Source organism: Myxococcota bacterium (assembly GCA_035498015.1).
Taxonomy (GTDB): Bacteria; Myxococcota_A; UBA9160; order SZUA-336; family SZUA-336; genus VGRW01.
Genome location: DATKAO010000038.1, coordinates 15,537 through 36,036 on the forward strand (window position 1 = coordinate 15,537; position 20,500 = coordinate 36,036).

Sequence of the window (20,500 nt, forward strand, 5' to 3'; positions counted from 1 at the left end):
TGAAGTGGCCGCGCCGCCTTGGTAACCTCGCGCGCTACCCACGGGAGGATCCGTGCCCAGCTTCGACCCGATCTCGCGCGGCGAGCTCAGCGACCGCCGGCGCCGCTTCCAGAGTCAGCTCGGCGAAGGCGTCGCGCTGGTCGCCGGCGCGCGCCCGCGCATGCGCTCGCACGACACGGACTACCCCTTCCGTCAGGACTCCGATCTCTGGTATCTGACCGGCTGGGAGCAGCCCGAGGCGGTCGCGGTGTTCACGCAGAGCCGCTTCACGCTGTTCGTGCAGCCGCGCGATCCGCTGCTCGAGACCTGGAACGGGCGCCGTCCCGGCACCGAGGGCGCGGTGAGCCGCTTCGGCGCCGACGAGTCATTCCCGATCGCGGAGCTCGCGACGCGCCTCGCCGGGCTGCTCGAGAACCGGCCGCGCCTCTGGCACAGCTTCGGCCGCGACCGGGCGCTCGACGACCTGGTGGTCGCGGCGCTGGCCGACGTGCGCGCGCGGGCGCGCCGCGGAGTCACTGCGCCGGGCGAGGTTCTCTCGCCCCACGACGCGATCCACGACATGCGCCTGCGCAAGTCGGCGGGCGAGCTCGAGATCATGCGCGGCGCGTCGGCGATCTCGGCCGAGGCGCACCACTGCGCCGCGCACCTGTGCCGCCCCGGCGTGCGCGAGTACGAGCTCGAGGCCGAGCTCCTGCGCGCCTTCCGGCGCGGCGGCGGCGCGGGCCCGGCCTACAACCCGATCGTCGGCGCGGGCGACAACGCCACCATCCTGCACTACGTGGAGAACCGCGACGCGCTCGAGGCCGGCCAGCTCGTGCTGATCGACGCCGGCGTCGAGCTGCAGGGCTACGCGTCGGACGTGACTCGCACCTACCCCGTGGGCGGCCGTTTCACGGGGGTGGCGCGCGACGTGTACCAGGCGGTGCTCGACGCGCAGAGCGCGGCGTTCCGCGCGGTGCTGCCGGGAGTCACTCTGCCCGAGATCCACGCCGCCGCGCTGCGCCAGCTCGTGCTGGGCCTGATCGCGCTGGGCGCGCTCTCGGGCGACGTCGACGAGCTGATCAAGACCGAGGCGTACCGGCCCTTCTACATGCACTCGACCGGCCACCTGCTCGGACTCGACGTGCACGACGTCGGCAGCTACTACGTCGACGGCAAGCCGCGGCCGCTCGAGCCGGGCATGTGCTTCACGATCGAGCCCGGGCTGTATTTCAGCTCGACCGAGCCCAAGTCCCCCCCGCACCTGCGCGGCATCGGCGTGCGCATCGAGGACGACGTGGTGATCACGCCCACCGGCCACGAGAACCTCACGGCCGCGATCCCCAAGGAGATCGCCGACGTCGAGGCCTGGATGAGGAGCTAGCTACCCCCATGGCGGACGCGAACTCGATCGAGTCGACTCTCAAGGAGAAGCGCCAGTTCGCGCCCGACGCGAAGTTCGCCAAGCAAGCCAACCTGCCGCCCGCGAAATACAAGGCGTGGGTGAAGGAGGCCGCGAAGAGCCCCGAGAAATTCTGGGCGCGGCTCGCCAAGGAGCACGTGCACTGGTTCACGCCCTGGCGCAAGACGCTGGAGTGGAAGCCGCCGTTCGCGAAGTGGTTCATCGGCGGCAAGACCAACGTCAGCTACAACTGTCTCGACCGGCACCTCGAGGGCCCCAACGCCTGGCGCAAGAACAAGGCCGCGATCGTGTGGGAGGGCGAGCCCGGTGACTCGCGCGTCCTGACCTACGGCGACCTGCACCGCGAGGTGTGCAAGTTCGCCAACGTGCTGCGCGCGCGCGGGATCGAGAAGGGCGACCGCGTGGTGCTGTACATGCCGCTCGTGCCCGAGCTCGCGATCGCGATGCTGGCCTGCGCGCGCATCGGCGCGATCCACTCGATCATCTTCGGCGGCTTCTCCGCCGACTCCGTGCGCGACCGCATCAACGACGCGCAGGCCAAGCTGGTGGTCACCGCCGACGGCGGCTGGCGCCGCGGGCAGATCGTGCAGCTGAAGTCGATCGTCGACGAGGCGCTCAGCGCCACGCCCAGCGTCGACGCCGTGATCGTGTTCAAGCGCACCGGTCACGAGGTGCTGATCAAGGAGGGCCGCGACCACTGGTGGCACGACCTCATGGCCGAGGCCTCCCTTGAGTGCAAGCCCGAGAAGCTCGACGCCGAGGCGCCGCTCTTCATCCTGTACACCAGCGGCTCGACCGGCAAGCCCAAGGGCGTGCTGCACACCACCGGCGGCTATCTCACGCACGTCACGGTCACGTCGAAGTACATCTTCGACCTGAAGGAGACCGACACCTACTGGTGTACGGCCGACATCGGCTGGATCACCGGTCACTCGTACGTGGTCTACGGCATCCTGTCCAACGGCGCGACCTCGGTCATGTACGAGGGCGCCCCCAACTTCCCGGACGTGGAGCGCTTCTGGCGCATCATCGACAAGTACCGGGTGACGATCTTCTACACCGCGCCCACCGCGATCCGCACCTTCATGCGCTGGGGCGACCAGCACGTGAAGAAGCACTCGCTCGACTCACTGCGGCTGCTGGGCACGGTCGGCGAGCCGATCAACCCCGAGGCCTGGATGTGGTACCGGCGCACGATCGGCCAGAACCGCTGCCCGATCGTCGACACCTGGTGGCAGACCGAGACCGGCGGGATCCTGATCAGCCCGCTGCCCGGTGCAGTGACTCTGACGCCCGGCTCCGCCACGCTGCCCTTCCCCGGGATCTTCCCCGAGGTGTGGAACGAGCGAGGCGAGCCGTGCGGGCCCAACGAGGGCGGGTATCTCGTGCTGACCCAGCCCTGGCCGGGCATGCTGCGCGGCGTGTGGGGCGACCCGAAGCGCTACGCCGAGCAGTACTTCTCCAAGTTCCACAACACCTACTTCACCGGCGACGGCTCGCGCCGCGACCCGCGCGGGAATTTCTGGGTGGTGGGCCGCGTCGACGACGTCATGAACGTGGCGGGACACCGGCTGTCGACCATGGAGGTCGAGAGCGCCCTGGTCTCGAACCCCAAGGTGGCGGAGGCGGCGGTCGTGGGCCGCGCCGACGAGATCAAGGGCACGGCGGTGGTGTGCTTCGTCACGCTGAAGGCCGGCGTCCCGTTCGATCCTGGTCTGGGCCAGGAGCTCAAGAACTGGGTGGCGAAGGAGATCGGACCGATCGCGCGGCCCGACGACGTCCGCTTCGCCGAGGCGCTGCCGAAGACGCGCTCCGGCAAGATCATGCGCAGGCTGCTGCGCGACGTCGCCGCGGGCCGTGAGTCGGCCGGAGACACGACGACACTCGAGGACTTCTCCGTCCTGGCGAGGCTGCGCGCCTCGGACGAAGACTGATTCGAGTCTTGTAATTCAGACGGACTCCGTTTCTCACGGGCGCATGCCGAGGGGGGTGTAATGCGCATCGTTTGGTTGATCGTTCTGTTGCTGCTCGGTGGGGCGGCCTACTACTCGTACACGCGCCTGGAGCGCACGCCGCCCGTCGTCTCGACGCTCACCACCCAGGGCTTCGTGGGCGCCGAGTACCACCACCTGTTCCGCTTCAAGGACGACGGCTCGGGCGTGCGCCACGCGCGCATCTGGCTCGAGTCGGGCGGAAAGACCTACCCGCTGGCCGACCAGGAGTACCCGGGCGGCCTGCTCACCGGGGCGGAGCTCGGGCTCGAACGCGAGATCGAGGTCGTGGTGAAGCCCAAGGAGCTGGGCGTTCCGGACGGCAGCGCCAGCTTGAACGCCGAGGTGACCGACTATTCCTGGGTCGCCAACAGCGCCAACGTCGAGGTGCCGCTCTCGATCGACACCACGCCGCCGCGCGCCTCGCTTGCGACCGGACTCACCTACGTGCGCCGCGGCGGCTCCGAGCTGGCCGTGTACACGGTCGAGGACAAGGTCGAGAAGCACGGCATCGCCGTGGGCGACAAGTTCTTCCCGGGCTTCGTCGACCCGGCGGAGCCTTCGCGCCGGCTGGCCTTCTACGCCATTCCGACCGACGCGCCGCCGAACGTGAAGCCCGTGCTGGTCGTGACCGACCGCGCGGGTAACTCGACCCGGATCGAGCTCGTGACCACGCTGCTCGAGCGCCAGTTCCCGACCGACACCATCCCGCTCAGCGACGAGTTCATGGCGTCGAAGGTGAGTGAGATCCTGGGCGGCTTCAACGGCTCCGCGCTCGACGGCTTCCTGAAGATCAACCGCGAGACACGCAAGGAGAACGACGCCGCGCTGGTCGAGCTGTGTCAGAAGTCGAGCGTCGACCGCATCTGGTCGGGGCCGTTCGCGCAGATGCCGAACACGCACGCGGGCGCGAGCTTCGCTCAGCGCCGCAGCTACATGTACCAGGGCAAGGTCGTCGACCAGCAGACCCACATGGGCTACGACCTGGCCTCGACCTCGCACGCCGACGTGCCCGCCGCCAACGACGGCGTGGTGGTGTTCGCGGGGCCGCTGGGCATCTACGGCAACGCCGTGGTGCTCGACCACGGGCTCGGCCTGTTCAGCCTGTACGGCCACCTGTCGGAGATCGGCGTGAAGAACCACACGCCGATCGTGAAAGGTGAGAGCCTGGGCAAGACCGGCACGACGGGCCTGGCGGGCGGCGACCACCTGCACTTCGCGATGCTGCTCGACGGGGTGTTCGTCGATCCGCTGGAGTGGTTCGACAAGAAATGGATCGACGACCACATCGAGGCCAAGCTCGGCAGCGCGAAGACGGCGCAGGGCGGCTGACTCCCGAGGAGCTGGCCGAGAGACTGCTCGCCTGGTACCGGCGCGCGCGGCGTGACTTGCCGTGGCGCCGCACGAGTGACCCGTACCGCATCTGGCTGTCCGAGACGATGCTGCAGCAGACGCGCGTCGAGACCGTGATTCCCTACTACGAGCGCTTCCTGGCGCGCTTTCCGACATTGGACGCGCTCGCGGCCGCCGACTCCGAGGACGTGCTGCGCGCGTGGGCCGGGCTCGGCTACTACGCGCGCGCGCGCAACCTGCAGCGCGCCGCGGCGGCGGTCGTGCGAGACCACGGCGGCCTGCTGCCGCGCGACCCGGCCGCGCTCGCGGCCTTGCCGGGCGTCGGCCGCTACACCACGGGCGCGCTGCGCAGCATCGCCTTCGGCGAGCGCGCGGCGCTGGTCGACGGCAACGTGAAGCGCGTGCTGGCGCGGCTCTCGGCCTGGCGCGCGCCGACCGACGCCGAGCTCTGGCAGCGTGCCGAGGCCTGGGTGCCCGAGAAGGACGCCGGCGACTGGAACCAGGCGCTGATGGAGCTGGGCGCGACCGTCTGCACGCCGCGCGGGCCGACGTGTCTTCTGTGTCCGGTCGAGTCGCTCTGCGGCGCGCGCCGGGCTGGCGACCCCGAAGCGTTCCCCGCCCCGCGCAAGCGCGCCCTCGTGCGCACGGTGCGCTGGATCGCGGGCGTGGTCGAGCGCCGCGGGCGCGTGCTGCTGGTGCGGCGGCCCGGCGAGGGGCTGTTCGCCGGGCTGTGGGAGCTGCCGACCCTGGAGGGCGGCGACGCGGCCAGGCTGGCTGCGGCGCTGCTCGCGCGCACGGGCATCCGCAGCGCGCCGGCCGGCCCGCTGGGCCGGGTCCGCCACCTGCTCACTCACCGCGACCTGCGCCTCCAGGTCGTGCGGCTCACTGACTCCGGCGGGCGTCTCGAGCGCGCGGCCCGCCGCGAGGCGCGCTTCTGCGGCGCCCGCGAGCTCGATCGGCTGCCGCTGTCGGCCCTGGCCAAGAAAGCTCTGGCGCTCCGCCGTCCGATGTAGGAAAAGCGAGGTGTCCGCGAGGTCCCATGGCGCACGAGCCCGACGACGACGAGGCGCTGTTCGAAGCGGCCGTGGCCGGCGTCGCCCGGCTGACGCAGACCCGGCGCCCTCCCGCGCCCGTCTACCGCGACCCCGTTCCGCTCTCGGAGCGCGAGCGCGAGGTGATTCGCGAGCTCGACGCCCTGGTGAGTGGCGAGTCGCCCTTCGACGTGCGCCACTCCGACGAGTTCATGGCCGGCTGCGTGCCCGGGCTCGACCCGCGCGTGCTGCGCCAGCTGCGCAAGGGAGAGTTCACGCCGCAGGCCGACCTCGACCTGCACGGCAGCGACGCCGAGTCGGCGCGCGAGCGCGTCGAGTCATTCGTGGTGACCGCGCACGCGCGCGGCCTGCGCTGCGTGCGCATCGTGCACGGCCGCGGCAAGCGCTCGCCCAACGGCGAGGCCGTGCTGAAGCCCGCGCTGCCGCGCTGGCTCGGGCGCGGACCCGCCCGCACGATCGTGCTGGCCTACTCCAGCGCCCCGCCGACCGACGGCGGCACGGGCGCGACCTACGTGCTCCTGCGCCGGGGGCGTTAGCCCGCCGCCGGCCCTAGAATGACGCCGTGAGCTCGACGTTCGGCCACCTGTTCCGGATCCACACCTGGGGTGAGTCCCACGGTGGCGCGGTCGGCGTGGTGATCGACGGCTGCCCGCCGCAGATCCCTCTGTCCGTGGAGGACCTGCAGGTCGAGCTCGACCGGCGCCGGCCGGGCCAGAGCCGACTCACGACCCCGCGCCAGGAGGCCGACCGCGCGGAGATCCTGTCCGGCGTGTTCGAGGGCAGGACGCTGGGCACGCCGATCCTGGTGCTGGTGCGCAACGAGGACGCGCGCCCCGAGGCCTACGCCGACATGCGCGACGTGTACCGCCCGTCGCACGCCGACTACACCTACGAGGCGAAGTACGGCATCCGCAACTGGCAGGGCGGCGGGCGCGCGAGCGCGCGCGAGACGATCGGGCGCGTGGCCGCCGGCGCGCTGGCGCGCAAGGTGCTGAGTCACTTCGGCGCCGGCGAGATCGTGGGCTACGTGTCGGCGGTGCACACGATCGAGGCCAAGGTCGACCCGGTCGAGGTGACCCGCGCGCAGGTCGAGGCCTCGATCACGCGCTGTCCCGATTCCGTCGCCGCGGAAGAGATGATCCGCCGCATCGACGACGCGCGGAAGGCCGGTGACTCGCTGGGCGGCGTGGTGACTTGCGTGGCGCACGGCGTGCCGACCGGGCTGGGCGAGCCCGTGTTCCACAAGCTCGAGGCGGAGCTGGCCGCGGCGCTGCTGTCGCTGCCGGCGTGCAAGGGCTTCGAGATCGGCTCGGGCTTCGCCGGCACGCGCATGCTCGGCAGCGAGCACAACGACGCCTTCGTGATGGCAGGCGACCGCGTGCACACGCGCACCAACCGCTCGGGCGGCGTGCAGGGCGGCATCTCGAACGGCGAGCCGATCGTGGTGCGCGCCGCGTTCAAGCCGACCGCCACGATCCGCAAGGAGCAGGACACGGTGAACCGCGAGCACGAGGCGGTGAAACTCGAGGCGCAGGGCCGCCACGACCCGTGCGTCTTGCCGCGCGCGGTGCCGATGGTCGAGGCGATGGTGGCGCTGGTGCTCTGCGACCACCTGCTGCGCCAGCGCGCGATCGCCCCGTGACTCGCTAGCGTCAAGCGCGCTGTTCCCGGCGCCGATGTCGTGGCGTGCTCTTCGACGCCATCGGACTGTGCCTGGCCGCGCTGTTCATCGGCCTGGGCGCGTGGCGCGGCAGCTTCGCCGGCTTCCTGCGCCTGGCCACGGTGGTGTGCGCCTATCTCGCGGGCTACTTCGCGGCGACCACGTTCGGTCACGTGCTGGCGTTGCTGGCCGGCATGCCCCGCATCGTGGCGTCGGTGCTGCTGGGCAGCGGCGCGTTCACGCTGGTGTATCTGGCCTGCAGCATCGGCTCGTCGCTCTTGATCCGCCACGAGCGCGAGCGGCGCGACGACGTGCCGCGCGGCAGCTACGACCGGCTCGGCGGAGCGTGCTTCGGCGTGATCCAGGCGGCGGTGGCGCTGCTCCTCTTGGCGGTGCTCGGCAGCGTGCTCGACGCGGCCTACCGCGCGGGCCTGCCGCAGGGCATGGACCAGAGTCACTCGTTCCTGATCGCCAGCACGCGGCGCGTGGTGGCGTCGGGCGTCGAGTCCGCGCTCGGTGACTCACCGGGCGCGAAGCTCGCGGTGAAGCTGGTCGCGGACCCGGGCGCGGCGCTGGGCGCGACCCAGAAGCTCCTGTCCGGGCCGCGCTTCGCCGAGCTGCAGTCCGACAGCCTGTTCTGGGAATGGGTCGCCGACGGCCAGGTCGAGCGCGCGCTCACGCGCGACAGCTTCGGCGCGCTGATGCGCGACGATGCCACGCGCGCGGGGCTCGCGGATCTGGGTCTCGTGCCCGAAGCCGCGCGCGCCGACCCGCAAGCGTTCCGCGCGGCCATGCGCGCGACGCTCGAAGGCGCGGCGCCGCGCATCCGCGCGATCCGCAACGACCCCGCGCTCTCGGACCTCGCGCACGACCCGGCCGTGCGCGCCGCCATCGAGTCGGGCGATCACGCCGCGCTGCTCGCCAACCCGCAGATCCGCGCGCTCTTGAACCGCGTGCTGCGGGACTTCGACAGCGAGCCCGCTGCTCCGCCCGCCGCGCCGAAGGCCTAAGGCAGAATTGCGAGCCCGGCGATCGCCGCGGCCAGGCCGAGCAGCAGCCCCACGCTGGCAGTGACTGCGTGCACGGCGCGCAGGGGCTCGATGCGCATGCGGCGCTCGAGCCACAGCCCCGCCGCGCCGCCCAGCGCGAACCCGAGCAGCGCGCCGCTCGCGAGCCAGGCGTGCACAGAGCCGTAGAGCGGCTTCCCGCGCAGTCCGGCCATCGAATAGAGGCCCGAGCCGAAGCCCGCAATCACGAGCAACACCAGCACCTTCGCGACCCGCCGGTGCCGGCGCGAGCTGACCGGCCGCCGCACGAGCCGCCCGTTGCGGATGCGCAGCCCCTCGCGCAGCACGAACAAGCCCAGCGCGAGCACGGCCACCATGGCGATGGGATGCAGATACGCGAGGCGCACGTCCCGAGGCTATCGGCGGGGCCGTGACTGGTCCAGCCGCGGAGAAACTGTTATCTCGTTTTCCAATGGGGATGGATGAGGGAGCCGTGCTCCGGGCGGCGGTCGCTCACCTGGAGCGCTACCGGAGCGCGATCGAGGCCGAGGTCAACCGGCGTCTCGGCCGCGCGGAGCCCGCGCCCGAAGTCCGCGCCGAGGTGATCCGCCGCTTCCGCACTTACTGCCGTCTCGCGAGTCTCTCGCTCGACACCGCGCGCGTGTCACTCGACGGCCTCGGCGGCAACAGCGCGCTCGCGCTCGAAGCCACCGTGCGCGCCGCCGTCGAAGTCGCCAACTCGTTCTCCGCGCCGCCCGACGTCGCGGGAGCGCTCGGCGACATGGAGGCGCGTTTCCGCGCCGGCGTGCGCCGCATCCTCGCGCCCGAAGAGGCCGAGCCCAAGCGCGAGCGCAGCAAGAACCGCCCCACGCCCAACGCCGGCAGGCGCGTGCGCGGCGCCATCGACCGCATCTCCGACACCTACGTGGCGGTGAACCTCGACACCAACACCATCTACGACGTGAACCCTGCTGCCGAGGCGCTGTTCGCGAGCGACGCCGCGCGCCTGGTGGGCTCGGAGCTCACGAGCTACATCGCACCCCAGGACCAGGTCGCCTGGCGCGAGCTCGAGTCACGGCTCGATGCCGGCGAGGACAGCGGCCCGCTCGATCTCACGATCGCGCGCCCCAACGGGGACTTCGTGCCGGTCGAAGTCACGATCGCGAGTCACATGATCTCGGGCCGGCGGCTCGCGATCTTCCTGGTGCGCGAGCGGCTCAAGCGCATCGCCTGAGCGCGACTCACTCTGCGACGAAGCGCCGGATGTCCTCGAAGGCCTCGGGCACGCACGGCTCACTCCACCCGCACCACGCTCCCGGGCGGCATGCGCTTCACGAGCGCCGCGGCGGCGCGCTCGGCGAGCTCGCGGTCGCGAGATTCCAGCGTCAGCAAGGTCATGTAGTCGACCTCGGCCGAGGTGCGCGGGTAGCTGCCGAAGGCCACGCTCTGGAACTCCGCGACCACCGCGTTCAGGTCCTCGGCAATGTCGCTCTCGATCAGGCTCATGTACACGCGGTGCAGGTAGACCGGGCTGCCCTTGAACAGCTCGCGTGCCGACTCGAACTTCATCTGCAGCAGCCGCGGGATGCCTGGAAACACGAACACGTTGCGCATCTGCACCAGCGGGAACCACAGGTCCTTCGAGGTGATCAGGCTCGCGCCGGCCGGCAGCATGCACATCTTCAAGTGACTCGCGTTGGGCTCCTTGCCGCGCAGCGCGCCGCGCAGCATGCCCAGCATCTCCTCGTTCACCACCAGCGGCACGTCGAAGGCCGCGGCCACGCCGTCCATGGTGAGGTCGTCGTGAGTGGGGCCGACGCCGCCCGAAGTCAGCACGTAGTCGTAGGCGGCGCTGAACGCGCGCACGTCGCGCGCGATGTCTTCGATCACGTCGGGAATCACGTGCACGCGGGGCACGTCGACGCCGTTGCGCCGCAGCTCGCGCAGGAGATACGGCGTGTTCTCGTCCTGGATCTTCCCCGTCAGGATCTCGTTGCCGATGATCACGATCCCGGCGGTGGACATCGCCGCGCAGTCTAGCAGAGCGCTCTGGCCGGCCGGGCCGGCCGTCGTATCCTCGGCGCGTGCCCACGCTGCGCTTCCTGCCGTCGCAGATCACACGCGAGGTCGCGCGGGGCACCCGCCTGATCGACGCGGTGCGCGAGGCGGGGCTGCCGATCGCGCGCGCCTGCGGTGACGACCTGGTGTGTGCGAAGTGCGGGGTGCGCATCCTGGCGGGCCGGGTGGCGCGTGAGAAGGCGATCGAGCGCCGGGCCAAGGAGCGCAACCGCGTGCCGGGCGAGCTGCGGCTGGCGTGCGCGCTGCGCGTGCAGGGCGATCTCACGCTCTCGGCGGACTACTGGTGAGCCGGGCGCTCCTGGTCGTCGACCACGGCAGCCGCGAGCCCGAGGCCGCGGCAGCGCTCGAGAAGCTCGCGGCCGAGCTGCGCGCGCTGCGACCCGGCCTGCGCGTGTATGTCGCCCACCTGGAGCAGGCGCCTCCCTCGATCGCCGAGGCGCTGGCGGCCTGCGCCGCGGACGGTGTCTCGGAGCTGTTCGTGCACCCGCTGTTCCTCGCGCCGGGCAGACACGCCGCGCGCGACCTGCCGCGGGCCGTGGCGGCGGCCGCGGCCGCGCACCCGGGGCTGCGCGTCCAGGTGACTCCGGCGCTCGGCAGCGCCCCTGGAATCGCGGCGCTGGTTCTGGCTACGCTCCCGGCGGAGTGAGGAAGCCGCCATGGCCCTGATCAACGACCACTACCTGAAGCTCGCCGCCGGATATCTCTTTCCGGAGATCGGCCGGCGCGTGAAGTCCTACGCCGACCGGAACCCCGACGCGAAGCTGATCCGGCTGGGCATCGGCGACGTAGTGCTGCCGATCGGCGAATCGATCCGCGCCGCCATGCACCGCGCGATCGACGAGCTGGGCGCCGAGGCCACCTTCAAGGGCTACGGCCCCGACCAGGGCTACGACTTCCTGCGCGACGCGATCGCCGAGCACGAGTACAAGGCGCGCGGGGCGGCGGTGTCTCCCGACGAGATCTTCGTGTCCGACGGCAGCAAGTGCGACAGCGGGAACATCCAGGAGATCTTCGCGCAGAACGCGCGCGTGGCGGTGCCCGACCCGGTCTACCCCGTGTACGTCGACACGAACGTGATGGCCGGGCGCAGCGGCCCGGCGGGCCCCGACGGGAAGTACGCGGGCATCGTGTATCTCCCGTGCACCGAGAAGAACGGCTTCAAGCCGGCGCCGCCCGACGAGCCGGTCGACTTCGTGTATCTCTGCTTCCCGAACAACCCCACGGGCGCGGCCGCGACCAAGGCCGACCTCGAGCGCTGGGTGTCCTGGGCGAAGCAGCACGACGCCGTGCTGCTCTACGACTCCGCGTACGAGGGCTACATCTGTGACTCGAGCCTGCCTCACTCGATCTACGAGATCGACGGCGCGCGCGAGGTCGCACTCGAGTTCCGCAGCTACTCGAAGCTCGCCGGCTTCACCGGCCTGCGCTGCGGCTTCGTGGTGGTGCCCAAGGAAGTCGTGGGCAAGGACGCGAAGGGCAACGCGGTGAGTCTCCACCGGCTCTGGGGCCGGCGGCAGAGCACCAAGTTCAACGGCGCGAGCTACCCGATCCAGGTCGGCGCCGCGGCCTGCTACAGCGACGCGGGCCGGCGCGAGGTGCGGGCCAACATCGACTACTACATGGAGAACGCGCGCCTGATCCGCACCGGCATTGCCGAGGCGGGTCTCAAGGTGTTCGGCGGCGAGAACGCGCCCTACGCCTGGATCGCCACACCCAAAGGTGTCGGCTCCTGGGACATGTTCGACCGCCTGCTGAACGAGGCGCACGTGGTGTGCACGCCGGGCGCGGGCTTCGGCGCCTGCGGCGAGGGGTATCTGCGGCTGTCGGCCTTCGGCAAGCGCGACCAGGTCGAAGAGGCCGTCGCGCGCGTGCGGAAGACACTCGGGGGGAAGACCTGAGCGCGGCCGGCCGTTCCGCGCCGGAGACGCGCCACAGCCACCTCCACCGGCACGAGCCGCTCGTGCACACACACCGGCGCTGGGCCGGCCCGCACCACCGCCACGGTCACTAGGTATGATCTCGCGCGATGGATTGGCGGGACACGGAAGCGCAGGCGCGGCTGCGCAGAGAGGTGCGGGCGTTCGCGGCGAACGACCCCGCGCTGGCCGCCCGGCGCGTGCTGGAAGACGGCTGGATCGCGGGCTTCGACCGCGAGTTCTCCAAGCGCCTCGCCGCGCGCGGCTGGATCGGTATGACCTGGCCCAAGCGTTTCGGCGGCAGCGAGCGCAGCTACATGGACCGACTGATCGTGACCGAGGAGCTCCTGCTCGCGGGCGCGCCCGTCGCCGCGCACTGGTTCGGCGACCGCCAGATCGGCCCCGCGCTGCTCGCACACGGCAGCGACGCGCAGAAGAACGAGCTCGTGCCCCGCATCGCGCGCGGCGAGATCAGCTTCTGCGTCGGCATGAGCGAGCCGAACGCGGGCAGTGACCTGGCGGCGCTCGGCACGCGCGCCGACCTCGACGGCGACGAGTTCGTGATCCGCGGCCAGAAGATCTGGACCAGCTTCGCGAGCGAAGCCGACTACTGCTATCTGGTTGCGCGCACCGATCCCGACGCGCCGAAGCACAAGGGCATCAGCGAGCTCCTGATCTCGATGCGCGCACCGGGACTCACCGTGCGCCCGATCCGCGACATGGTCGGCGAGTCACACTTCGGCGAGCTGTTCTTCGACGACGTGCGCGTGCCGAAGAGCACGCTGATCGGAAAGCTCCACAACGGCTTCTACCAGATCATGCAGCAGCTCGACTTCGAGCGCAGCGGCATCGAGCGCCTGGTCTCGAACGCCCCGCTGTGGCGCGCCGCCAAAGCCCACGCGCGCGAGTCCGGCCGCAGCGCGCGCGACCCCGCGCTGCGCGACCGCATCGCCGAGCTCGAGATCGCCTGGCGCGCCGGCCGCGGCCTGATCTACCGCGTGGCCGAGATGCTCTCGCAGGGGCGCGTGCCCAATCACGAGGCCGCGGTCGCCAAGACCTTCTGCACCAGCCTCGAGCAGCGCATCACGAGCACGGTGTGCGAGATCTTCGGCGCCGTGTCGTCGCTCGACGGCGCCGACCCGCACGCGCCGCTCGCCGGCCGCGTCGCGCGCACCTTCCTCTACGCGCCCGCGTACACCATCCAGGGCGGCACGAACAACATCCTGCGCAACATCATCGCCACGCGCGGCCTGGGCCTGCCGGCATGATTCGGCGCGCGCTGCTCTCTATCGCCGCCGTGCTGCTCACGGGCTGCTACGTGGTGCGCTTCACCGTGTCCTACGACGATTCGGAGCCAGAGCCGGTCGTGAAGCACAACGCGTACTACTTCTGGGGACTCACTTCGCAGGACGTCGACGTCAGCCAGTACTGCGCCTACGGGGCGGTGGCCGTCGACGAGGAGCTGGCGTTCTGGGACAGCGTGCTCGGGACGGTCACGGCCGGGATCTACGCCCCCCGGACCGCGTACTACTGGTGCCGGCTCGAGCCCGGTCATCGCATGAGGCCCAAGCCGTGACGCTGCGCGCGCTCAGCGTGCTCTCGTGCCTGTCGCTGGGGGCCTGCTTCCACACGGTGTACCGCAACCTGCAACCGGTGGGCGCACCCCGGCCGGCAGAGACGCCTCAGACCCTGAGTCACTGGCGGAACACGGCCTGGCACCACTACTTCGAGAACGGCTTCCTGCCGCGCGAGCGCCAGATCGATGCGGTCGCGATCTGCGGCGGCGAGGGGCACGTGAAGAGCCTCGAGACGGGCCGCACGTTCCTCCAGTCACTGGTGTCCTACGCCCAGATCTACACGCCGTGGGACCAGCACGTGACGTGCGACCACTCCATGGAGCCCTGATTGGACCCGGACCGCTCGCAGCCACTACGATCTCCGGCCATGACCGAAACCGCAGCTCCCTCGTCGCCGATGCTGACCGAAGAGTTCATGCTCGATCCGTACCCGGTGATCGCGCGGCTGCGCGTCGAGGATCCGGTGCACTTCGTGCCCGGGCTCGGCTTCTGGTTCGTCACCCGCTACGACGACGTGCGCAACCTGTTCACGGACCCCAACGTCACCAACGACCCGCGCGCGTACGAGCACTACGTGCCGCCCGCGCCCGGCACCTACATGGCCAAGGTCGAGGGCCAGGGGCTGTTCTCGCTGCCGCCCGAGGAGCACGCGCGCGTGCGCCGGCTGGTGTCGGCCGCGTTCACGCCGCGCGCGATCTCGCGCATGGACCAGCAGGTGAAGGACGTGGTCGAGCAGTTCGCGGCGCCGCTGCGCGGGCGGCGCGGCGTGGTCGACCTGATGAGTGAGTTCACCGATCCGATCCCCAACGCGGTGATGAGCCGAGTCACCGGGGTGCCCGCGAAGACCGGCGAGGAGGTGCGCTTCCGCGAGCTGGCGCAGGCCACGATCCGCGGCTTCTTCTCGTTCAGCGACGCCAAGCTGCGCGAGCTCGGCAACGCCGCGTTCCTCGAGCTGGCCGAGTGGGTGCGCAAGATGGCCGACGACCGCAGACACTCGCCGCAGGAGGACCTGATCACCGACCTGGTGCGCGCCAGCGACCGCGGCGACGCGATGAGCGACGACGAGATCGTGAACCTGGTGGCGGGACTGATCGGCGCGGGCAGCGAGACCACCGCGATCGGCGGCATGGTCACCGTGACCACGCTCCTGGCGCACCCCGAGGCCGCGGAGAGACTGCGCCGCGATCGCACGCTCATTCCCGGCGCCGTGAACGAGATCCTGCGTTACTCGTTCGGCGGCCAGGGCGGCCTCCCGCGCTACGCGGTCCGGGACTTCGAGCTGCGCGGAAAGCCGATCCGGAAGGGCCAGATGCTGATGCTGTCGTTCAGCGGCGCGCACCGCGACCCGTCGGTCTTCCCCGACCCCGACCGCTTCGACGTCGAGCGCGACAACACCGACCTCACCATCTTCGGCCGCGGCCCGCACTACTGTCTGGGCGTGCACCTCGCCAAGGCCGAGATGGGCTTCATGCTCGATGCCACGCTCGACCTCATGCCCGCCAACGCGCGCATGCGCGACGACTTAGTGCGGTGGCAGCAGATGGGGTTCTTCCGGCGGCCCGAAAACCTCCCGGTCGAGTTCCCCTGAGATCAGCGCCTCGATCTCGCCGATCTGCTTGTCCGCGTCGCGGTAGCCGATGTCGACCAGCGTGCTCGTGTACGCCGAGTCGAACAAGAGGTAGCTCATCAGGTCGGCGCTCTGCGCGTCGGGCGTGCCCAGACCGTCGAGCACGAAGCGCAGCAGCCGCGGCATGCGGTGCGCGAAGCGCTGCGCGACGAGCGCCAGGTCTTCCGACGGGCTGACCGCGAGCGGGGTGATGCGCCGCATGGGCTCCTGCACGCCCTGGCTGTTGTGCGCCGCCACCAGCTCGTTCATGCGCCGCAGGTGGTCCAGGTCGGTGTCGAGGTGGTCCAGGAAGATCGCGTTCAGGAACACGCCGCAGACCTGCGCGAGCGGCGGGCAGGGCAGCGGGTGATCGGCCGCGGCCTCGTGCTGCGCGAGGGCGCTCGCGGCGCGCGTCGAGCGCACGCCGATCGCGAGCAGCCGGCGCGCGCCGAGCCGGATCGCGGGCGAGAGCGGCGCGACCAGCCGCATGCCGCCGTCGCCGAACCAGCGGTCGCCCGAGCCCGAGTCGAGCCGCACCGGCGGGAACACGATCGGAATCGCTCCCGACGCCAGGATGTGCTTGTGAGTCAGAGTCACCGGCAGCACCACGCGCCGGCTCTTGCTCCAGATTGCGTGCCCCTGCCGGCCCTGGATGAAGGTGTACGAGCGGCCCGAGTGATAGCTCGTGGCCGACACCGCCACCGCGTAGAGCTCGCCGCGCTCGATCGCAGAACGCACGCCGTTCGGCGGCAGGGCGCTCTGGAGCAGGGCCTCGAGCGGGCTCGGGTCGAGCAGCCCGTAGGTGCCCGTCCGGCCGAGTAGTCCGCCGATCGTGAAGTCGCACAGGAGCGACGCGCCGCCCAGCGCCAGGGCCGCGAGGTCGGTGCGGAACACGCGGTCCACCGCGAGCTCGCCCCACACGCGCGCGACCTCGCTCGCGGCGACGCCGAAGCGCTCGCTGTGCGCCGCGAGGATGGTGCCGTTGATCGCGCCCGCCGACGCGCCGGCGATGATCTCGAAGGGCTGCGGCCGCTCCCGCAGATAGGGCAGCTCCGAGATCCGCTTCAACACACCCGCCTGGTACGCGCCCCGCGCGCCCCCTGCGGTCAGCACCAGCCCGAGCATGCTCACTTGGACGAGCAAACCGGGTGCCACGGTGCGCTGCGCGCGGGCTGCCGATTCCCGGACCCGCTGCCGAATTCGAAGGCAGCCGCGTGCTATATCTGTGGCGTGGCAAGCTCTGGTCGGACCCCGGCGGTGGCGATTCTCGGCGCAGGCGTCTCTGGCCTGTGCATGGGCATCCAGTTGAAGAAGGCCGGTATCTCGTCGTTCACGATCCTCGAGAAGAACGATCGGATCGGCGGAACCTGGAACGAGAACCAGTACCCGGGCGCGGCGTGCGACGTGCCCTCGCACTTCTACTGCTACTCGTTCGAGCCCAACCCGGACTGGACGCGAAAGTTCTCGGGGCAGGCCGAGATCCGGGAGTATCTGCAGCGCACCGCGGAGAAGTACGGGATCCTGCCGCACATCCGCTTCGGCACAGAGGTCTCGGGCGCGAGCTTCGACGAGGGCGCCGGCCAGTGGCGCGTGCGCACGAAGTCGGGCGAGGAGATCGTGGCCGACGTGCTGGTGAGCGGCACCGGCCAGCTCAACCGGCCCTTCGTGCCCGACCTGCCGGGCCTGCAGGACTTCGACGGGCCGAAGTTCCACTCCGCGCGCTGGGACACGAGCCACGACTTCACGGGCAAGAACGTGGTCTGCGTGGGCAACGGCGCGAGCGCCATCCAGTTCATTCCCAAGGTCGCGGCGCAGGCGAAGAAGCTCACGATCCTGCAGCGCTCGGCGAACTGGGTGGTGCCGCGCGGTGACTACGCCTACAGCGAGCGCGCCAAGCGCTTCTTCCGCAGCTTCCCGGCGCTCGCGCGCATCTACCGCTGGTTCTTCTACTGGCAGCTCGAGAAGAACTTCATGGCGTTCGCGCGCGAGGGCTTCTACGCGCGCCTGTTCCAGAAGGGCGCGCGCATGTATCTCGAGGCGTCGATCCCCGACCCCGAGCTGCGCAAGAAGCTGACGCCCGACTACCGCGTGGGCTGCAAGCGCATCCTGATCGACGACGACTTCTACCCGGCGCTGGCGCGGCCCAACGTCGACGTGGTGACCAGCCCCATCCAGCGCATCGTGCGCGACGGCGTGGTGACTGCCGACGGCGTGCACCACCCGGCCGACACGCTCCTGCTCGCGACCGGCTTCCAGGCCACGTCGTTCCTGGCGCCGATGCAGATCGAGGGCCTGGGCGGCCGCAAGCTCGAAGAGCTGTGGCGCGAGGGCGCCGAGGCGCACCTGGGACTCACGATCGCGGGCTTCCCGAACCTGTATCTGATGTACGGGCCGAACACGAACCTGGGTCACAACTCGATCATCTTCATGATCGAGTGCCAGGTGAGCTACGCGCTGCAGTGCATCCAGGAGCTGATGCGCCGCAACCTGCGCTATCTCGACGTGCGCCCCGAAGTCATGCGCAGCTACAACGAACGGGTGCAGCGCGAGCTTTTGGACACCGCCTGGGCCGCCGGCTGCAAGAGCTGGTACAAGACGGCCGCGGGCAAGGTCACGAACAACTGGTCGGGCTTCACCGTCGCCTACTGGTGGCGCACGCGCCGGCCGGACTTCGCGCAGTTCAACTCGGCGCCGCGCTAGTGGAGGTCGGGGGTCACTGCTCCGCCCGCTTCGCGCGGGTCCAGGACGCCTTCGCGAAGAACTTCGCGGTCGAGAACGAGGTGGGCGCCTCGTTCGCCGCCACCGTGAACGGCGAGCTGGTGGTGGACCTGTGGGGCGGCCACGCCGACGCCGCGCGCACGCGGCCCTGGCAAAGGGACTCGCTGGCGAACGTGTGGTCGACCACCAAGGCCATGACCGCGCTGTGCGCGCACGTGCTGGCCGACCGCGGCGGGCTCGACTTCGACGCGCCGGTGGCGCGCTACTGGCCGGAGTTCGCGGCCGCCGGCAAGGGCGCGATCCCGGTGCGCTACCTGCTGTCGCACCAGTCGGGTCTCGCGGGTCTCTCCGAGCCCATGCCGGCCGAGGGCGTGCTCGACTGGCAGGGCTTCTGCGCGGCGCTCGCGGCGCAGAAGCCGCTGTGGGAGCCGGGCACGCGCAGCGGCTATCACGCGATCACCTTCGGGCACCTGGTGGGCGAGGTGCTGCGGCGCATCGACGGCCGCACGCTGGGCGCGTTCTTCCGCGACGAGGTCGCCTCGAAGCTCGGCGCGGAGTTCTGGATCGGCCTGCCGGAGTCCGAGGAGCCGCGCGTGGTCGAGATGGTGCCGCCCGATCCGCCGGCCCCGCTGGCCGAGCCGCCCAAGCCCGGTGACTCGAGCTACGAGCTGCGGCGCGCGCTCGCCAACCCGAGCGTGACCCAGACCATCGCCAACACGCGCGCCTGGCGCGCGGCCGAGGTGCCGGCGGCCAACGGCCAGGCCAACGCGCGCGGCGCGGCGCGCATCATGGCGGCGCTGGCCTGCGGCGGGTCACTCGACGGCGTGCGGCTGCTCCGCGAGGCCTCGATCGCGCGCGCCATCGCCGAGCAGTGCTACGGCAAGGACCTGGTGCTCGGTCCCATGCGCTGGGGCCTGGGCTTCATGCTGGCCAGCAAGGACCTGCCGCTCTCGCCCAACCCGCGCACCTTCGGTCACGGCGGCTGGGGCGGCTCTTTCGCCCTGGCCGACTGCGACGCGCGCGTCTCGCTCGCCTACGTGATGAACCGGATGAGCCCGGGCACGACCGGCGACAAGCGGCTCGGCCGACTGATTCGCGCGCTGTACGGCGGGCTCTCCTCGAGTCCCTGACTGTGATCCGATGATCCTGCGCGCGGACGAGCGCACGTCGCTCCGCTCGCTCGCCGCCGAGGACGCCGGGCCGCTGTTCGCCCTGGTCGACGCGAACCGCGCGTACCTGCGCGCCTGGCTGCCGTGGCTGGACGCGGTGCGCGAGGTCGCGCAGATCGGGATCTTCATCCGGGCCGTGGCCGAGCGCGAGCACGCGGGCACGTCGCTCGAGCTCGCGGTCGTGCACGAGGGCGAGCTGGCCGGCGTGTGCGGCTTCCGCCGCATCGATCACGACAACCGCAGCGGCGAGCTGGGCTACTGGCTGCGCGCCGACCGGCAGGGCAGGGGCATCATGAGCGCGTGCTGCCGCGCGTGCGTGCGGCACGGCTTCGAGTCACTGGGCCTGAATCGCATCGAGCTCGTCGCGGCCAGCGAGAACGCGCGCAGCCGGGCGCTGGCGGAGGCCCTGGGCTTCCGGCTCGAGGGCGTGCTGCGCCAGGCCGGATGGCTGTACGATCACTACGTGGACCACGCCGTGTACGCGCGCCTGCGCAGTGAGGGACCGCTGGCGCAGTGACTCGCCGCGCGCTCGCCGTCGCGCTGTTCGCGGCCGTGGCGTTCGGATTGTTCTGGCGCCTGGGAGAGCCGCCCCCGCACCACCGCGGCGAGCAGCGCAGCGACGCGATCGTGCGCGAGATGCTGGCCAGCGGCCAATGGCTGTTCCCGCCGCTGCACGGCACGGCGCGGCTGCAGAAGCCGCCGCTCTTCTACTGGGCGGCCGCGGCCACGGCCGAGCTCGCGGGCGGCCCGAGCGGCATCACTCTGCGCAGCGTGTCGGCGCTCGCGGGGCTCGCCACGCTGGCGGTCGTGCTCGCCTGGGGCTCGCGCGCGCTCGAGCCGGCGAGCGGGCTCGCCGCGGCGGCGGCGCTCGCGGCCATGGCGCAGTTCTGGCTCTCGGCCCGGCTGGGCACGGCCGACATGCTGCTGGTGCTCTTCACCACCGCCGCGCTCGCCGCGTTCGAGAGACTCG

22 protein-coding genes are annotated in these 20,500 nt (G+C 71.1%); 19 read left to right on the plus strand and 3 right to left on the minus strand.

The genetic code is table 11. The annotated features are described in order from the left end of the window. Positions 1-52 precede the first annotated feature (52 nt). Genes VMR86_03120 through VMR86_03150 form a run of 7 tightly spaced genes read left to right on the plus strand, consistent with a single transcriptional unit; the run spans position 53 to position 8,468 of the window. The gene (locus tag VMR86_03120) at positions 53-1,363 is read left to right on the plus strand and encodes an aminopeptidase P N-terminal domain-containing protein (GenBank protein HTO06023.1); all 1,311 of its coding nucleotides are present in this window, start codon (positions 53-55) and stop codon (positions 1,361-1,363) included. A gap of 8 nt (positions 1,364-1,371) precedes the next feature. After that, positions 1,372-3,336, plus strand: a complete 1,965-nt coding sequence (gene acs / locus VMR86_03125) for an acetate--CoA ligase (GenBank protein ID HTO06024.1) — start codon at positions 1,372-1,374, stop codon at positions 3,334-3,336. A 60-nt stretch (positions 3,337-3,396) separates the two neighbouring features. Next, complete coding sequence (locus VMR86_03130; protein HTO06025.1) at positions 3,397-4,725, plus strand: M23 family metallopeptidase; 1,329 nt, start codon at positions 3,397-3,399, stop codon at positions 4,723-4,725. Continuing rightward, positions 4,665-5,759: an A/G-specific adenine glycosylase gene (gene mutY, locus VMR86_03135; protein HTO06026.1), complete on the plus strand. Its 1,095-nt coding sequence runs from the start codon at positions 4,665-4,667 to the stop codon at positions 5,757-5,759. The genes VMR86_03130 and mutY overlap by 61 nt, the downstream gene beginning before the upstream one ends. Positions 5,760-5,785: 26 nt before the next feature. Next, a complete protein-coding gene (locus tag VMR86_03140) occupies positions 5,786-6,334 on the plus strand; it encodes a Smr/MutS family protein (protein HTO06027.1) in 549 nt (182 codons plus the stop codon). A gap of 26 nt (positions 6,335-6,360) precedes the next feature. Beyond that, complete coding sequence (aroC, locus tag VMR86_03145; protein HTO06028.1) at positions 6,361-7,440, plus strand: chorismate synthase; 1,080 nt, start codon at positions 6,361-6,363, stop codon at positions 7,438-7,440. Between the two features lie 44 nt (positions 7,441-7,484). After that, positions 7,485-8,468: a CvpA family protein gene (locus VMR86_03150; protein HTO06029.1), complete on the plus strand. Its 984-nt coding sequence runs from the start codon at positions 7,485-7,487 to the stop codon at positions 8,466-8,468. On the opposite strand, the gene VMR86_03155 is transcribed toward VMR86_03150, so the two are convergent. Further along, positions 8,465-8,872: a DUF4079 family protein gene (locus tag VMR86_03155; protein HTO06030.1), complete on the minus strand. Its 408-nt coding sequence runs from the start codon at positions 8,870-8,872 to the stop codon at positions 8,465-8,467. The two genes, VMR86_03150 and VMR86_03155, sit on opposite strands and share 4 nt — an antisense overlap. Positions 8,873-8,958: 86 nt before the next feature. Here VMR86_03155 and VMR86_03160 point away from each other — a divergent pair, with 86 nt between their 5' ends. After that, positions 8,959-9,699, plus strand: coding sequence for a PAS domain-containing protein (locus VMR86_03160; protein ID HTO06031.1), 741 nt, complete (start codon positions 8,959-8,961; stop codon positions 9,697-9,699). A 59-nt stretch (positions 9,700-9,758) separates the two neighbouring features. On the opposite strand, the gene VMR86_03165 is transcribed toward VMR86_03160, so the two are convergent. After that, positions 9,759-10,490, minus strand: coding sequence for a molybdopterin-binding protein (locus VMR86_03165; protein HTO06032.1), 732 nt, complete (start codon positions 10,488-10,490; stop codon positions 9,759-9,761). Between the two features lie 59 nt (positions 10,491-10,549). Between VMR86_03165 and VMR86_03170 the strand changes: the two genes are divergently transcribed. The 7 genes from VMR86_03170 to VMR86_03200 all read left to right on the plus strand — a co-directional run bounded on the left by VMR86_03170 (position 10,550) and on the right by VMR86_03200 (position 15,625). Further along, a complete protein-coding gene (locus VMR86_03170) occupies positions 10,550-10,831 on the plus strand; it encodes a 2Fe-2S iron-sulfur cluster-binding protein (protein HTO06033.1) in 282 nt (93 codons plus the stop codon). Continuing rightward, positions 10,828-11,190: a CbiX/SirB N-terminal domain-containing protein gene (locus tag VMR86_03175; GenBank protein ID HTO06034.1), complete on the plus strand. Its 363-nt coding sequence runs from the start codon at positions 10,828-10,830 to the stop codon at positions 11,188-11,190. The genes VMR86_03170 and VMR86_03175 overlap by 4 nt, the downstream gene beginning before the upstream one ends. A 10-nt stretch (positions 11,191-11,200) precedes the next feature. Continuing rightward, on the plus strand, positions 11,201-12,442 hold the full coding sequence (locus VMR86_03180) for an LL-diaminopimelate aminotransferase (protein HTO06035.1): 1,242 nt from the start codon (positions 11,201-11,203) through the stop codon (positions 12,440-12,442). Positions 12,443-12,570: 128 nt separating this feature from the next. After that, positions 12,571-13,728, plus strand: coding sequence for an acyl-CoA dehydrogenase family protein (locus VMR86_03185; protein ID HTO06036.1), 1,158 nt, complete (start codon positions 12,571-12,573; stop codon positions 13,726-13,728). Next, positions 13,725-14,036, plus strand: coding sequence for a hypothetical protein (locus VMR86_03190; protein HTO06037.1), 312 nt, complete (start codon positions 13,725-13,727; stop codon positions 14,034-14,036). The genes VMR86_03185 and VMR86_03190 overlap by 4 nt, the downstream gene beginning before the upstream one ends. Beyond that, complete coding sequence (locus VMR86_03195) at positions 14,033-14,365, plus strand: hypothetical protein (protein ID HTO06038.1); 333 nt, start codon at positions 14,033-14,035, stop codon at positions 14,363-14,365. Before VMR86_03190 ends, VMR86_03195 begins: the two co-directional genes overlap by 4 nt. A gap of 39 nt (positions 14,366-14,404) precedes the next feature. After that, positions 14,405-15,625, plus strand: coding sequence for a cytochrome P450 (locus VMR86_03200; GenBank protein HTO06039.1), 1,221 nt, complete (start codon positions 14,405-14,407; stop codon positions 15,623-15,625). On the opposite strand, the gene VMR86_03205 is transcribed toward VMR86_03200, so the two are convergent. Next, a complete protein-coding gene (locus tag VMR86_03205; protein HTO06040.1) occupies positions 15,560-16,798 on the minus strand; it encodes a patatin-like phospholipase family protein in 1,239 nt (412 codons plus the stop codon). The two genes, VMR86_03200 and VMR86_03205, sit on opposite strands and share 66 nt — an antisense overlap. A 102-nt stretch (positions 16,799-16,900) precedes the next feature. Here VMR86_03205 and VMR86_03210 point away from each other — a divergent pair, with 102 nt between their 5' ends. From VMR86_03210 to VMR86_03225, 4 genes are all read left to right on the plus strand, one after another. Further along, positions 16,901-18,343: an NAD(P)/FAD-dependent oxidoreductase gene (locus VMR86_03210; GenBank protein ID HTO06041.1), complete on the plus strand. Its 1,443-nt coding sequence runs from the start codon at positions 16,901-16,903 to the stop codon at positions 18,341-18,343. Further along, positions 18,343-19,491 (plus strand): serine hydrolase domain-containing protein, encoded by a 1,149-nt coding sequence (locus VMR86_03215; GenBank protein HTO06042.1) that lies wholly within the window; start codon positions 18,343-18,345, stop codon positions 19,489-19,491. Before VMR86_03210 ends, VMR86_03215 begins: the two co-directional genes overlap by 1 nt. A 10-nt stretch (positions 19,492-19,501) precedes the next feature. After that, positions 19,502-20,047, plus strand: a complete 546-nt coding sequence (locus VMR86_03220; GenBank protein HTO06043.1) for a GNAT family protein — start codon at positions 19,502-19,504, stop codon at positions 20,045-20,047. Continuing rightward, positions 20,044-20,500, plus strand: a 457-nt coding sequence (locus tag VMR86_03225; protein ID HTO06044.1) for a glycosyltransferase family 39 protein, incomplete at its 3' end; no start/stop codon positions are given. The genes VMR86_03220 and VMR86_03225, both read left to right, overlap by 4 nt.